Genomic DNA, 13,067 nt, shown 5'->3' with positions numbered 1-13,067 from the left:
GCTGGGGGATATACGCGAAAGGGCGGCCGCCGCCCCCGAAAGAGCTGCGGCCGCCCGTCGTGCGAACGCGGATCTGCGCGATCAGTTCTCGATCGGCACCACCGGCGCGGCTGCGTCGGTCGTGACCTCGACCTTGCGCGGCTTGGCCTTCTCGCTGACCGGGATGGTCACAGTCAGGACGCCGTTGTTGTAGGTCGCGGCGATGCCTTCCGTGTCGACGCCCTGGCCGAGGTTCAGCTGACGCAGGAAGCTCGCGGCTTCACGCTCGCGCGTGATCCACTTCACTCCGTCACCGCTCGCGAGCGTGCGCTCGGCGCGGATGGTCAGCAGCTGGCCGTCGACGTCGATGTCGACCGAGCCCGGGTCGATGCCCGGCAGGTCGGCGGTCATCACGTAGTGGTCGCCGTCACGGTAGAGGTCCATCGGCATGCGACGGGGGCCACGGCGCGTGTCGAAGAGGCTCGAGGCGATGCGGTCGAGGTCGCGGAACGGGTCATAAGTAGCCATCGATCTTTCCCTTCTCTGATGCTTCGTGTTGAGATCTGAAAGTTGAGCCATATGGGCTCAACTGCATCCAGATTAGCACTCTCCCCCATCGAGTGCCAAGGGTTCTCGCACGGCGAACAGCGCCCCGAAGATGGGGCGCGGAAGGGCCTCTCAGCACTCGACGACGTTCACCGCGAGACCGCCCTCGCTCGTCTCCTTGTACTTGTGCGACATGTCGATCCCGGTCTGGCGCATCGTCTCGACGACGGCATCCAGCGACACGTAATGCTGCCCGTCACCCCGCAACGCGAGTCGCGCCACGGTGACCGCCGTCGACGCCGCGATCGCGTTGCGCTCGATGCACGGGATCTGCACGAGGCCACCGACCGGGTCGCACGTGAGCCCGAGGTGGTGCTCCATCGCGATCTCCGCCGCATTCTCGATCTGCGCGCTGTTGCCGCCCATGACGGCCGTCAGGCCTCCCGCAGCCATTGCGCACGCAGATCCGACCTCGGCCTGGCAGCCGCCCTCCGCACCCGAGATGGACGCGTTCGCCTTGAACAGCGACCCCAGAGCTGTCGCGGTCAACAGGAACCGCCTGACGCCGCGGCGCCGATCCAGATCCTCCGACGCGAGCCGCGACTCCGCCGCGAACCGCCACCAGTACATAGCCACCGCCGGAAGGATTCCTGCGGCACCGTTGGTGGGTGCGGTGACCACGCGTCCACCCGACGCGTTCTCCTCGTTGACGGCGAGCGCGAAAGCACCGAGCCACTCCCCCGGCAGCTCACGCCCGCCGGCCGCCTCCGCCTGTTCGAGCTGCGCCCGCATCGCCCCCGCCCGGCGCCGCACGCGCAGCATCCCCGGCAAGGTGCCGTCGGCTCGAAGCCCCGCCTCGACGCACCCCGCCATGGCATCCCAGATCGCGTCGAGCCCGGCAGCGACCTCGGCCTCCGGCCGGAGTGCCTCCTCGTTGCGGCGCGCGAGGCCGGCGATGCTCATCTGCTCGCGCTCGCACAGCTCGAGCAGCTCCGCCGCGGTGCTGAAGCGGTACGGCCAGGCGACAGCGCCCGAACCTCCGCGCCGTCCGCCCGCCTCGGCGGCTTCGCCTGCGCGTCGGATGAAGCCGCCCCCGACCGAGAGATACGTTTCCGACGCGACGAGATCGCCCGCGGCGTCCCACGCGCTCAGGGTCATCGCGTTGGGATGCTCCGGAAGCCGCGTCCGCGGTTCGAAGGTCACGTCGCTCCGCGAGAACGGCACCGCGTGCCACCCCGCGAGCACCAGGGGCGACCCGTCGACCCATTCGGTCCACGCGCCGCGAACCACGTCGGGATCGACGGTCTCGGGCGCATGACCCTGTAGCCCTGCGACCACGGCGTCGGGCGTGCCGTGCCCGATCCCGGTCGCTCCGAGCGACCCGTACAGCACGCAACCGACCCGTGCGACCTCGGGAAGCCGCCCCGCGGCCTCCAGCCTGACGACGAAAGCACGGGCAGCACGCAACGGGCCGACCGTGTGGGAGCTCGAGGGTCCTACACCGATGGAGAACAGCTCGAACGCCGAGACGTAAGCGCTCACTCGCCCAGGCTACGCCAGCATCTGCCGTACGGGCCCGGCGGCGTCAAGGGGCTGCTGTCGGGCGCGCTGTACGCCTATCGTGGCGATTGATGACCGCCGTACCCCATCCCCGCCTTGTCTCGCTGAAAGCCGCGGCGCGGACCGCGGGCGGAGAGGCCTTCGCGCTCTCTCGTCTGCTGCTCGCCGGCAAGGCGGCCCTCGCCGCTGCGATCGCCTGGTATCTCGCGCCGTACGTACCCTTCGCGCACGACGAGTACTCCTACTACGCTCCGCTCGGCGTGCTCGTGAGCATGTATCCGACGATCGCCGACTCGGCCAAGGCCGGCCTGCAAGCGGTCGGCGGCCTGGCGATCGGCATCGCGATCGGCCTGGTGGGCCTGTGGTTCGTGTCGGGCCCCAGCCCCCGCATCGTGGGTGTGGCGATCGTCGTCGGCGTCGGCGTCGCCGTCGGAGGCATCCGGGCGCTCGGCACCGGCCGAGACTGGATCGCCATCGCCGCCCTGTTCGTACTGCTGCTCGGGGCGAACGACGCGGGCGGCTTCTCGGTGTCGTACCTCGTCACGATGGCGTTCGGCGTCGTCATCGGCGTCGCCGTCAATCTCGCCATCATTCCGCCCCTCTACCTCCGCCGCGCCTCCACACGCCTGTCGCAGCTGCGCGACGCCGTATCGGACCGGCTCGAGATGCTCGCGACCTCGATCGCCGACGGCGAACCGGCCGACGAGGCCGGTCAGCGCTATCTCGAGGAGATCCTCGACGCCGTGTCGACCGACGTCCGCGAGGCCGCACGCAGCCGCAAAGCGCATCCGCTCGCCCGTCGCCGACGGGGCATCGAGACGGAGAACAACCGCCGATTGCGCGCCCTCGAGAACACCGTCCGCCAGACGATCGAGCTGGCCGACGGCATCGACGGGCTGCCCCTCACACCGGATGCCGCGCCCCCGCGTGCCGCACTCGCCGAGGCTGTCCGTGCGACCGCCCGAGCCGTGGCTCGCCCTCTGGGCGACCCCACCGCCGCGACCACGGTCGAGGATGCCGAGAAGGCGCTCGCCCGCGTCGTCGAGACGGTTCCCGCCCGCAACGACGGGCGCATCTCACCGTGGACGCGGACCGCCGTCGACCTCAGCCGCATCATCGACGCCTCGCGACCCTTCACCTGAGCCGCGGGGCTCCTCAGCGCGCGGGGATGCCCAGTACCCGCTCGAGGTAGGGGCCCGAGAACTTCCCCGTCGGGTCGACGCGCGCCACGAGCTCCCGGAAGTCATCCAGGTGCGGCAGCGATCCGCTGATGGGCATCGAGAAGACCTTGCCCCAGTGCGGGCGCGGATCGAAGGGGGCGAGCGCCCGCTCCACGTGCGAGATGGCCGTGCGCACGGCATCCGGCTCGTTCTTCCAGGTGAAATGGATGCACACGCTGTCACGTCCGAACCCGGGAGAGAGCCAGAGGTCATCGGCGGCGACGGTGCGCAGCTCCGTGACGAGGAGGGCGGGCTCTACCCGGTCGGCGATCGAGCGGACGGCGGCGATGGCGTCGACGGCGACAGCCCGGTCGACCCAGTACTCCGTCTGGATCTCGTCGCCGTTGGACGGCGTCGCATCGATGCGGAAATGAGGCAGACGCTCGCACCAGTCGCCCGGGACGCCGCCCTGCTCGGTCGTGTTGTCGACCCCGTCGGCCGCCGGCGAGTCCGCCTTCGCCGTCACCCGGCGTGCGCTCAGCACTCGTTCCGGCATGTCGGGAGCCGCGGTGTCGTCGAGGCGCTCCTTGACCCATACCTCGCCGACGTCGGGCGTGTTCCAGCGTGTGAAGACACTGACGCTGTAACCGGCTGCCGTCACCCCGTCGAATCGCTCGAAGAGGTCATCCCACGTCAGGCCGGCGTAGGTGTCCTGCCTCACCTGATACGTCGGCTCGATCGCGAGCGTCAGCCGGACGACCGGCCCGAGGGCGCCGAGGTGGACCACACTGCCGGCGAAGTCGGCGTCGCCCGCGGAGACCGTGCGGAGCTCGCCGCCCGGGCCGATGAACTCAAGCGCTCGCACGGCGGTGGCGAGGGATCCGTTGCGATCCCCCGAGCCGTGCGTCGACGTCGCCGTCGCACCTCCGACGGAGATGTGGGGCAGCGACCCCATGTTGTGCAGCGCCCAGCCGTGATCGGCGAGGTGTCGCGCGACCACGGCGTAGCGCGTGCCGGCCCCCACTGTCACCGTGCGGGCCGTGTCGTCGACCTCGATGTCGGGCGCGATCGCCGTCAGGTCGAGAAGGGTGCCGGGAGTATCGGCCAGATCGTTGAAGGAATGCCGCGTTCCCAGCGTCCGGATGCGGTCGTGTGAGGCGACGAACCGCTGCGCCTCGGCGATCGTCGTCGGTGTCAGCACGGCTTCGGCGGCGAAGGTGTGCGTTCCGGCCCAGTTCCGTTCGGTCACGAACCCACGCTACGCGATACCCGCCGAGAATGTATAGCGACGCAACAAAGTCGGCGGGAGCAGCCAGGAAAACAAAGAAGCCCCCGCAGAGCGGAGGCTTCTCGTTCACTGTCTCAACACAGTGTGCGCCCGAAGGGACTCGAACCCCTAACCTTCTGATCCGTAGTCAGATGCTCTATCCATTGAGCTACGGGCGCATGTCCCGGAATCTCTCCCGGGCCGTCGTCAAGCATAGCCCGCTCTCGCGCAAAGAGCGAATCGAGCGCGGAGTGGCTAATCGATCACCGGCGCGACCGCGGAATCCACGGCCTCGTCGCGCTCGACCGCCTGGCGCTGAGCATTGCGCCGCTGCGAGCGCAGGCGCGGCAGATCGACCATCCGCAGGGCCTGCATGCGGGCCGTGCGCATGCGCTCGTAGTCGGGCTCGAGATCGGGCCGCGCCGCCTCGATCCGCAGCGTGCGATCGATGTTTCCGGCCACCTCGCCCCACGCGGCCTCGCGCGCGTCGGCGATGAGCTTGCGCAGCTCGGCCTCGTCGGCGGCGCGCTCGCGCAGCTCCTTCGCGATCCGCAGCGACTGCTTCCGCCGTCGCCGCAGGTTCGACACATCACGGCTGCGATAGTCGTGCGTTCCGCTCGAATCGCTGTAGCGGCCGCTCGCCGCCTTGCGTTCACGGTGGGTGCGTTCGGCGTCGGCCTCGGCCTCCTCGGCGAGCGAGATCAGCGCGTCACGCGCGTCGTCGAGGAAACGATCGGCCTCGAAGTCGCGCCCATCGGCGAGGATGTCGACGAGAATGGCGTTCTTGAGCGCGAGGCGGGTCGCCGCGGAGGCGATGTACAAACCTTCGGCGACGATCTCCGAGCTCTTGGTACGCGCTTGACGGGTGGCCAACGCTGCCCCTCCTCACCTCACCCCAATCCTACGGGGCGCGCGTGTCAGCCGAGCTTGGCGACGACCGCCGCGATCCGCCGCGCGCGCGTCTCGGGCGCCTTCGCGGACTCGATGTTCACGACGTGCGCCTTGCGCGCACTCGGCGACAGCGCGGCGAACGCCTCACTCGCCCCGGCATCCGTCAGGGCGGTGGCGAGATCGGCCGGCACCTCGACCTCGCGCGGCGCGTCGTCGAGCTCGATGTCGACGACGATCCGGTCGCCTCCCGCAAGCCCGCTCTCGCGCCGTCGCTCCGCTGAGAAGGGGATGAGGGCGAGACCCCGCATCGACCCCACCGTGCTGCGGAAAGCGAACCCGTTGACCGTGACCGAGACCGCCGGGCGACGGCCGCCGCCGAGGGCATCCAGCACCGAGAACGGCACCTCGATGCCGGTGTTGTTGCCGAACTGGGACAGCGTGGTCTCGAATCGCACGCTCCTCCATACCACCGCCCGATAAGGGCGCACAAGGCCTGTGAGCCGTGAGATCGCTGACCGTAGCCTCGCGTCACGGCCTGGGCATTACTCCCCATCGATATCGACGACTCACACAAGATCGGACGCCCCGGGCTCCGTCAGAGGCAAACCGATCTGCCACTGTCACCGAACAACCGCAGCACCGCGACATCCGTCGCCCAATGGGAGGGAACCCTCATGCGTACATCACCGAACCGCCTCGTGGCAATCATCTTCGGCGCCGTCTACATCCTCGTCGGCCTCCTCGGCTTCACCGTGACCGCGGGCGTCGACTTCATCGCCACCGAGGGTGGTCTGCTGCTCGGCATCTTCGAGGTCAACCCGCTGCACAACATCGCGCACCTCCTGATCGGTGCCGCGCTGCTCATCGGCGGCCTCTCGGGCGTCCGCGCCGCGAAGGGCGTCAACGTCACCGTCGGAGCGGCCTACCTGCTGCTCGGCATCGTCGGCTTCTTCATCCAGGACAGCGCTGCGAACGTGCTCGCCCTGAACACCGCCGACCACTTCCTCCACCTCGCCAGCGCCCTCGTGCTGCTGGGTGTCGGCCTCGGCACCGACCGCGCCGTCGACAACCGTCGCCACGCCGTCGCCTGATGAACACCGCCGCGCTCACCCGCTCCTGGCCCACGCTCGCCGCGTGGGGGGCTGGCCTGCTTCAGCTCGGCGTGGGCGCGGGCATGATCACGCAGGGCACCGGCGTCGCTGACCGGGGCGTCGGTGTCCTCGCGGCCGTCGTCGGGGCGGCCGCTCTCGGTTGGGGCGTCGCCGCCCTGACCCGCGGCCGCCTCGTCGCTCCCCGCGTCGCGATGGCCATCGCCGTCGTCGGCACGGTCGTATCGGGGCTCGCTCTCGCAGCGGACCCGATGCGGATCAGCGTGCACGCCGTCGGCGTGACCGCGCTTCTCCATGTGTCGTACGGCGTGGCCGCGGCGGCCGTCGTGCGCCGGGCGCGCTCTGCGTCCGCCGGCACCTCCCCCGCCGACGCCCCCGTCGCCCCGCGGACGAGCGTCATCGGACTCGTCGCAGGCTGCGTCATCGTCGCCGGGCTCGTCACGCCTGCGCTGGGCGCGACGGAAGCCGGCCGGGCCGCCCCGAGCCACTCCGACCACCCGCTCTTCTCCACCGAGCACAGCCACTGATCCAGCCGCCGCTCGGCGGCTCGGACAGCTCGGATCCGGTCAGATCGCGCTGATGCGCCAGGAGGCCTCGACCGTGTCGGCCGGCTCGATGAAGACGAGCCCCGCGTCGTAGTCGTACCGTGAGGCGTTGAAGGCATCCGGCGCGCACGTCATGGGTTCGACGGCCAGACCCGCGCGGTGCCCCGGCTGAGCCGGCCCGCCGGGGAGGTCTGCGGTGTGAACCTGGACCCACGGGCACACGGCATCCCACGAGATCGCGACACCGGTTCCCGACGGGTCGGTCACCCGTACGGCGGCGATGCCGTCCTCGGCACGTGAGAGCGCCGTGAACGCGTGGTCGATCTCGACGGGGCCCAGCGTCCGCGGCTGGCGGAAGTCGAACTCGGCGACATCCGTGACGTCGGCCAGCCCGACCGGCGAGAGCCGATCGGGGGTGACCTCGAGCACGCGGTCGGCAGGCAGCTCGAGCGTCCACTCGTCCAGCGGCGCGGATCCGGCGACGAGATACGGGTGCGGGCCGGTGCCGAAGGGCGCGGCATCCGCGCTCTCGTTCGTCGCACGCACTGTCTGCGTCAGGCCGTCGGCCCCGAGCCGGTAGGTCGTCTCGATGCGCACGGTCCACGGGTAGGCGGTCTGCGCGACGATCGTGGCGCCGAGCGTCACGTGGTCGCCCCCGACGACCATGGGCTCGAAGTCGAGCCACGCCACCAGGCCGTGCAGCGCGTGGTGGCGCTCGGGCTCGGTGAGGGCGAGGCGGTAGCGCGTGCCCGCCACCTCGTACTCACCGTCGACGACGCGGTTGGGCCACGGTGCGAGCGTCGCACCGCGGTATCCCGGGCGCACCTCGTCCTCGCCGTAGGGCACGACGAGGTCGCGTCCGGCGACCTGGAAGGAGCGCAACGACGCCCCCACGCTCGCCACGATCGCCTCGGCGTCGCCGAATCGCAGCACGTACGACGTTCCGGATGCCGCCACGGGCGCCCCCTCTCGGTTCTGGTCCTCGGAGCTCACAGTCCGCGGGCCAGGCGGTAGTAGGCCTGGTTCCAGCGGAGCTCCTTCTGGAATCCTCGCACCGTCGTGTCCTCGTCGATGACCACGAGCTCCGTGCCGGCGATCTCGGCGAAGTCGCGGAACACCTCGATACCGACGGCCGTCGTCATGACGGTGTGGTGGGCGGCACCGGCGGCGAGCCAGCACGCGGCCGACGTGGCGAAGTCGGGGGCCGGCTTCCAGATCGCCCGGCCCACGGGCAGCTTCGGCAGGTCGGGAGCCTCGACGTTCTCGACCACGTTCGCCGTCAGGCGGAAGCGGTCGCGCATGTCGCTCATCGCGACCACGAGGGCGGGACCCGGGTCGGCGGTGAAGACGAGGCGCACCGGGTCGTCCTTGCCGCCGATGCCCAGCGGGTGGATCTCCAGACGCGGCTTGGCGGTCGTCAGCGACGGCGACACCTCGAGCATGTGCGCCCCGAGGATGCGCTCCGAACCGGGAACGAGGTCGTAGGTGTAGTCCTCCATGAGGCTCGCCCCGCCGGGCAGGCCCGAACCCATGACGTTGGCGACGCGCACGAGGATCGCGGTCTTCCAGTCGCCCTCGGCGCCGAAGCCGTACCCCTCGGCCATGAGGCGCTGGACGGCGAGCCCGGGAAGCTGCTTGAGCGCGCCGAGGTCTTCGAACGACGTCGTGAAGGCGCCGAACCCGCCCGCCTCGAGGAACGAACGCAGCCCGATCTCGATCGCCGCGCCGTCGCGCAGCGACTGGTGACGCTCGGCCCCGGGAAGAAGTTCCTCGGCGACGTCGTACTGCGCGAGGTACACCTCGACGAGCGCGTCGATGTCGGCGTCGGAGGCCGCGGCGACGGCATCCGCCAGCTCGTTCACGCCCCACGTGTTGACCTGGACGCCGAACTGCAGCTCGGCCTCGGTCTTGTCGCCCTCCGTGACGGCGACGTAGCGCATGTTGTCGCCGAAGCGCGCGAGCTTGAGCGTACGGGCGGCCTGCCAGCCGGCCGCGGCTCGCTGCCAGTCCTCGATCTGGCGCGTGACCTCGGGGTTCGAGACGTGGCCGACGACGGTCTTGCGCGAGACGCCGAGGCGGGTCTGGATGTAGCCGAACTCGCGGTCGCCGTGAGCGGCCTGGTTGAGGTTCATGAAGTCGAAGTCGATGTCGGCCCAGGGCAGCTCGACGTTGGCCTGCGTGTGCAGGTGCAGCAGCGGCTTGCGAAGAGCGTCGAGGCCCGTGATCCACATCTTGGCCGGGCTGAAGGTGTGCATCCACGCGATGACGCCGATCACCGAGTCGTCGGCGTTGGCGTCGAGCGCAAGTCGGCGAATCGACTCGGAGTCCTTGAGCACCGGCTTCCATTCGACGCGCACCGGCAGCCCGGCGAGGCCGTCGACGACCTGCTGCGACTGCTCGGCGACCTGGCGCAGGGTTTCCTCGCCGTAGAGGTTCTGGCTGCCCGTCACGAACCAGACGGTGTACTGCTCGAGAGAGGTGGAGAGGGTCATTGTTCTTCTTCCGGTGATGTCGGACGGGTCAGGAGAGGGCGGCGACGGCGGCGCGCTCGACGGCGAGCCCCGCGTCGTAACGGTCGAGATAGGCGGCGAAGCCGGCGGAATCCGCCTCGTCGGGCTCGGCGACGTCGATCGACGCCGACGCGAACACGCGCTCGCGGAGATAGGCGTCGAGATCGAGACCGTCGCCGTGGACGAGGTAGTCGGCGAGGACGGCGATGCCCCAGGCCCCGCCTTCGGAGGCGGTGTCGCCGACCGCGACCGGGGCGCCGAGGGCGGCGGCGAGGAATCGCTGGGCGACCCCGGCGGTGCGGAACATGCCGCCATGGGCGAACATCCGGTCGAGCTGCACCCCCTCGCGGTCGAGCACGCGCATGCCGAGCGCGAGCGTGCCGAACACGCCGTAGAGCTGCGCCCGGATCGCGTTGGCGAGCGTGAACCGGCTGTCGGGGGCGCGCACGAAGAGCGGACGGCCCTCCTCGGTGCCGGCGATCGGCTCGCCCGCGAGGTGGTTGTACGCCAGCAGGCCGCCGGCATCCGCGTCTCCCGACAGCGCTTCACGGAACAGCGTGTCGTACACGGCGTCCGCGTCGAGCGCCGATCCCGACACTGCGGCGAATCGCTCGAACATCCCCACCCAGGCCGCGAGCTCGCTTGCTCCGTTGTTGCAGTGGACCATCGCGACGAGATCGCCCGCGGGCGTCGTGACCACGTCGATCTCGTGATGCGTGGACTGCAGCGGCCGCTCGAGCACGACCATCGCGAAGATGCTCGTGCCGGCGCTGACGTTGCCGGTGCGGGGCGCGACAGCCTCGGTGGCGACCATGCCGGTGCCCGCATCGCCCTCGGGCGGGCAGAACGGGATGCCGGGCCGCAGCACGCCGGACGGATCGAGCAGCGCGGCACCAGCCGCGGTCAGCGAGCCGGCGGCCTGACCCGCCACGCGGACCTCGGGCAGCAGAGCACGGAGGTTCGCGGGGAGTCGCCCGGCGCTGTGCGCGTCGAACAGGTCGACGCGGCGCTGGTCGTAGTCGCGCGTCTCCGGGTCGATCGGGAACATCCCCGATGCATCACCGACTCCGAGAACCTTCTCGCCGGTCAGGCTGGCGTGCACGTACCCGGCGAGGGTGGTCACGTGACGGATGTCGGCGACGTGCGCCTCGCCGTCGAGCACCGCCTGGTGCAGGTGGGCGACCGACCACCGCAGCGGGATGTTGATGCCGAGCAGCTCGGTGAGCTCGGCCGCGGCCGGGCCCGTGCTCGTGTTGCGCCACGTGCGGAACGGCACGAGCAGCTCGTCGTCGGCGTCGAACGCGAGGTAGCCGTGCATCATGGCCGAGACGCCGATGGCACCGAAGGTCGCGGGCACGACGCCGTACTCCGACTCGACCGCGGCCTCCAGGTCGGCGTAGGCCCCCTGGAGACCCGACCAGACGTCGTCGAGGGAATACGTCCAGCGCCGCTCTTCGAAGCGGTTCTCCCACGCGTGCGAACCGGTCGCGAGCACCTGCGTGGGGTCCGAGCCGATGAGGCACGCCTTGATGCGCGTCGAACCGAACTCGATGCCCAGGCTCGTGCGACCGGCGAGGATGTCGTCGCGCTCTGCCGATCGGTCGCGCGTGGCGGTGTGGGTCACGGATGCCTCCATTGGTCGTGCCGCGGTGGGATCATGTTACCGGTAACACAGCGTCGACGCGAGTATCGGCGGGGACGGATCGACGAACCTCAGACCCGGCGAGTCGAGTCGCGCACCACGAGCCGGGGCGGTTCCGGACCGGCCGGGGCGTCAGCGCCCAGCAGGATGCGCACGCACCGCCGCGCCTCCCCCGCGATGTCGAGACGCACCGTGGTGAGGGCGGGCCGGTAGAACGCGGCGTCGGGATGGTCGTCGAAACCGACCACGCTGACGTCCGCGGGCACATCCACCCCGAAGCGGGCCAGCCCGGAGATGAGGCCGAGCGCCATCTGATCGTTCGCGACGACGATCGCGGTCGGCCCGGCTGCCTCGCCGACGGCGGCGGCGATGCGGGAAGCGATGGCTGCACCCGAGCCGGCGGACCAGTCGCCGCGCCATCGACCCGCGAGCTGCAGTCCCCGGCGCGCGAGCGCAGACTCGGCACCGGTGTCGCGCGCGACGGCCTCGAGCCAGGCAGCGGGGCCCGACAGCTGAGCGATGCGGCGGTGCCCGGCGTCCAGCAGGTGATCGACGGCGAGCGCCGCTCCCTCGGCGCCGCGGTCGCCGCCCCCGCTCGCTCGCTCCCCCGCGGCATCCACTCGTGCATGCAGCGGCACGACGGGAACTCCGAGGGATGCCGCAGCAAGAGTCTCGAGGGCGGCGGTATGCGGCGCCACGACGACGATCCCGTCCACCCCCTGGGCGAGCAGGTGATCGGCGGCAGCGGTCACGCTCCCTGCGTCGGAGCCGTCGGCGTAGGCCGTGGCGATCCACTGGCCCGCCGCGCGCGCGGCACGTTCGAGGGCGCCGATGCCCGCCGCGGGGCCGTAGAGGTCGGTGTCGGAGGCGATCACCCCGATCGTGCGCGTCGTCGCGGTCCCGAGGGCACGGGCCGCGTTGTTGACGCGGTAGCCGAGCTCGGCCATCGCTGTGATCACGCGCTCCCGCGTCTCGGGCCGGATGTGGGGGTGGTCGTTGATGACACGCGAGACCGTCTGCGTCGACACCCCCGCGGCGGCGGCGACATCCCGCACGCCCACTCGCGCCCGCCCGGACATCGCTTCGCTCACTGCGCCAGGCTAGCGGGCACGCCGAAGGGCGGCACCGGCCGAAGCCGCGTGCCGCCCTTCGAGACCTCTCGGTCGGACCGGATCCGGTGGATCAGCGGTCGCCGAGGATGCCGCCGACGAGGTCGTCGACGTCGGAGGTCACATCCGAGGTGATGCCGCCGACGAGGTTGTCGACGGTGCTGCCGATTCCGCTCGTGACGTCGCCCGTGCTGACCTCGCCGGTGCTGACGTCGCCGGTGCCGACGTCCGTGCCGTTGCCGAGGTCGGTGTCGGTCTGGTTGCCGTTGCCGACCTCGTTGCCGTTACCGGTCTCGTTGCCGTTGCCGGTCTCGTTGCCCGAGACGATGGGGGCGTCGACCGGGGCGTCCACGGCGGTGTCGTTGCCCGAGGCGATCGGGGTGTCGTTGCCCGAAAGAAGCGCGCCGTTGCCGACGTCGCTGATCAGCGGGCCGTTGACGAGGCCGCCCTCGAGCCCGAGGTTGCCGACGTTCGCGTTCTCGCCCACGCCGTTGCCGTTGGCCTCGAGGACGCCGTCGATCCACGTCGACAGCGCATCGAACGACGATGCGACATCCGTGGTGGTGGTGGTCGTGTCGGTGGTGGACGAGTCGACTGCGGTGGTGTCGTCAGCCGACGCGGGCAGGGCGAATCCGGCGGTGGCGATCGCGGCGGCACCCAGGCCCGCCGTGCCGAAGATTGCTGCTCGCTTCAGGTTCGTACGCATGTCTCTTCCTTCCGTCACGTGCGCTGGATTGCGGCACGTGGGG

Annotated in this window: 13 protein-coding genes and 1 tRNA gene; 3 read left to right on the top strand and 11 right to left on the bottom strand. The window is 70.7% G+C overall.

What is annotated here, in order from left to right:
- Window positions 1-81: 81 nt before the first annotated feature.
- Together P6897_RS03425 and P6897_RS03420 are read right to left on the bottom strand one after the other, a co-directional pair.
- Complete coding sequence (locus P6897_RS03425; protein ID WP_064956137.1) at window positions 82-507, bottom strand: Hsp20/alpha crystallin family protein; 426 nt, start codon at window positions 505-507, stop codon at window positions 82-84.
- Window positions 508-657: 150 nt separating this feature from the next.
- Complete coding sequence (locus P6897_RS03420; protein WP_282502102.1) at window positions 658-2,067, bottom strand: L-serine ammonia-lyase; 1,410 nt, start codon at window positions 2,065-2,067, stop codon at window positions 658-660.
- Window positions 2,068-2,156: 89 nt separating this feature from the next.
- Between P6897_RS03420 and P6897_RS03415 the strand changes: the two genes are divergently transcribed.
- Window positions 2,157-3,227 carry an FUSC family protein gene (locus tag P6897_RS03415; RefSeq protein ID WP_282502101.1) on the top strand — a complete coding sequence of 357 codons (1,071 nt, stop codon included), beginning with the start codon at window positions 2,157-2,159 and terminating at the stop codon, window positions 3,225-3,227.
- A 13-nt stretch (window positions 3,228-3,240) separates the two neighbouring features.
- Here the strand turns inward: P6897_RS03415 and P6897_RS03410 are convergent, their stop codons facing one another.
- The 4 genes from P6897_RS03410 to P6897_RS03395 all read right to left on the bottom strand — a co-directional run bounded on the left by P6897_RS03410 (window position 3,241) and on the right by P6897_RS03395 (window position 5,858).
- Window positions 3,241-4,494: an FAD-binding protein gene (locus P6897_RS03410; RefSeq protein ID WP_282502100.1), complete on the bottom strand. Its 1,254-nt coding sequence runs from the start codon at window positions 4,492-4,494 to the stop codon at window positions 3,241-3,243.
- Between the two features lie 124 nt (window positions 4,495-4,618).
- Window positions 4,619-4,691: transfer RNA gene (locus tag P6897_RS03405), tRNA-Arg, on the bottom strand.
- 76 nt (window positions 4,692-4,767) lie between these two features.
- Entirely contained in the window at window positions 4,768-5,385 is a 618-nt protein-coding gene (locus P6897_RS03400; RefSeq protein ID WP_269267287.1) for an asparagine synthase, read from the bottom strand.
- Window positions 5,386-5,429: 44 nt separating this feature from the next.
- Window positions 5,430-5,858, bottom strand: coding sequence for a YdeI/OmpD-associated family protein (locus tag P6897_RS03395; protein WP_112616589.1), 429 nt, complete (start codon window positions 5,856-5,858; stop codon window positions 5,430-5,432).
- 219 nt (window positions 5,859-6,077) lie between these two features.
- Between P6897_RS03395 and P6897_RS03390 the strand changes: the two genes are divergently transcribed.
- Both P6897_RS03390 and P6897_RS03385 read left to right on the top strand, forming a co-directional pair.
- Window positions 6,078-6,494 carry a DUF4383 domain-containing protein gene (locus tag P6897_RS03390; protein WP_112616587.1) on the top strand — a complete coding sequence of 139 codons (417 nt, stop codon included), beginning with the start codon at window positions 6,078-6,080 and terminating at the stop codon, window positions 6,492-6,494.
- Entirely contained in the window at window positions 6,494-7,039 is a 546-nt protein-coding gene (locus tag P6897_RS03385) for a hypothetical protein (protein ID WP_274178413.1), read from the top strand. The genes P6897_RS03390 and P6897_RS03385 overlap by 1 nt, the downstream gene beginning before the upstream one ends.
- A gap of 39 nt (window positions 7,040-7,078) precedes the next feature.
- On the opposite strand, the gene P6897_RS03380 is transcribed toward P6897_RS03385, so the two are convergent.
- From P6897_RS03380 to P6897_RS03360, 5 genes are all read right to left on the bottom strand, one after another.
- Window positions 7,079-8,014 (bottom strand): aldose 1-epimerase family protein, encoded by a 936-nt coding sequence (locus P6897_RS03380; RefSeq protein ID WP_282502099.1) that lies wholly within the window; start codon window positions 8,012-8,014, stop codon window positions 7,079-7,081.
- 32 nt (window positions 8,015-8,046) lie between these two features.
- Window positions 8,047-9,549, bottom strand: coding sequence for an L-arabinose isomerase (gene araA, locus P6897_RS03375; RefSeq protein ID WP_112616582.1), 1,503 nt, complete (start codon window positions 9,547-9,549; stop codon window positions 8,047-8,049).
- A 28-nt stretch (window positions 9,550-9,577) separates the two neighbouring features.
- Window positions 9,578-11,191: an FGGY-family carbohydrate kinase gene (locus P6897_RS03370; RefSeq protein ID WP_282502098.1), complete on the bottom strand. Its 1,614-nt coding sequence runs from the start codon at window positions 11,189-11,191 to the stop codon at window positions 9,578-9,580.
- 89 nt (window positions 11,192-11,280) lie between these two features.
- Window positions 11,281-12,300, bottom strand: a complete 1,020-nt coding sequence (locus P6897_RS03365) for a LacI family DNA-binding transcriptional regulator (RefSeq protein WP_282502097.1) — start codon at window positions 12,298-12,300, stop codon at window positions 11,281-11,283.
- Window positions 12,301-12,391: 91 nt separating this feature from the next.
- A complete protein-coding gene (locus P6897_RS03360) occupies window positions 12,392-13,024 on the bottom strand; it encodes a hypothetical protein (RefSeq protein ID WP_282502096.1) in 633 nt (210 codons plus the stop codon).
- Window positions 13,025-13,067: the final 43 nt, after the last annotated feature.

The sequence above is a fragment of the Microbacterium sp. BDGP8 genome (assembly GCF_029991045.1).
Taxonomy (GTDB): Bacteria; Actinomycetota; Actinomycetes; order Actinomycetales; family Microbacteriaceae; genus Microbacterium; species Microbacterium plantarum.
This window is presented reverse-complemented; position numbering and strand designations above follow the sequence as displayed.

Excerpts from the sequence above, each read along its gene's own strand:
- P6897_RS03390 (WP_112616587.1), top strand. The coding sequence starts at position 6,078 with ATGCGTACATCACCGAACCGCCTCGTGGCAATCATCTTCGGCGCCGTC.
- araA (WP_112616582.1), bottom strand. The coding sequence starts at position 9,549 with ATGACCCTCTCCACCTCTCTCGAGCAGTACACCGTCTGGTTCGTGACG.
- P6897_RS03425 (WP_064956137.1), bottom strand. The coding sequence starts at position 507 with ATGGCTACTTATGACCCGTTCCGCGACCTCGACCGCATCGCCTCGAGC.
- P6897_RS03360 (WP_282502096.1), bottom strand. The coding sequence starts at position 13,024 with ATGCGTACGAACCTGAAGCGAGCAGCAATCTTCGGCACGGCGGGCCTG.
- P6897_RS03415 (WP_282502101.1), top strand. The coding sequence starts at position 2,157 with ATGACCGCCGTACCCCATCCCCGCCTTGTCTCGCTGAAAGCCGCGGCG.
- P6897_RS03385 (WP_274178413.1), top strand. The coding sequence starts at position 6,494 with ATGAACACCGCCGCGCTCACCCGCTCCTGGCCCACGCTCGCCGCGTGG.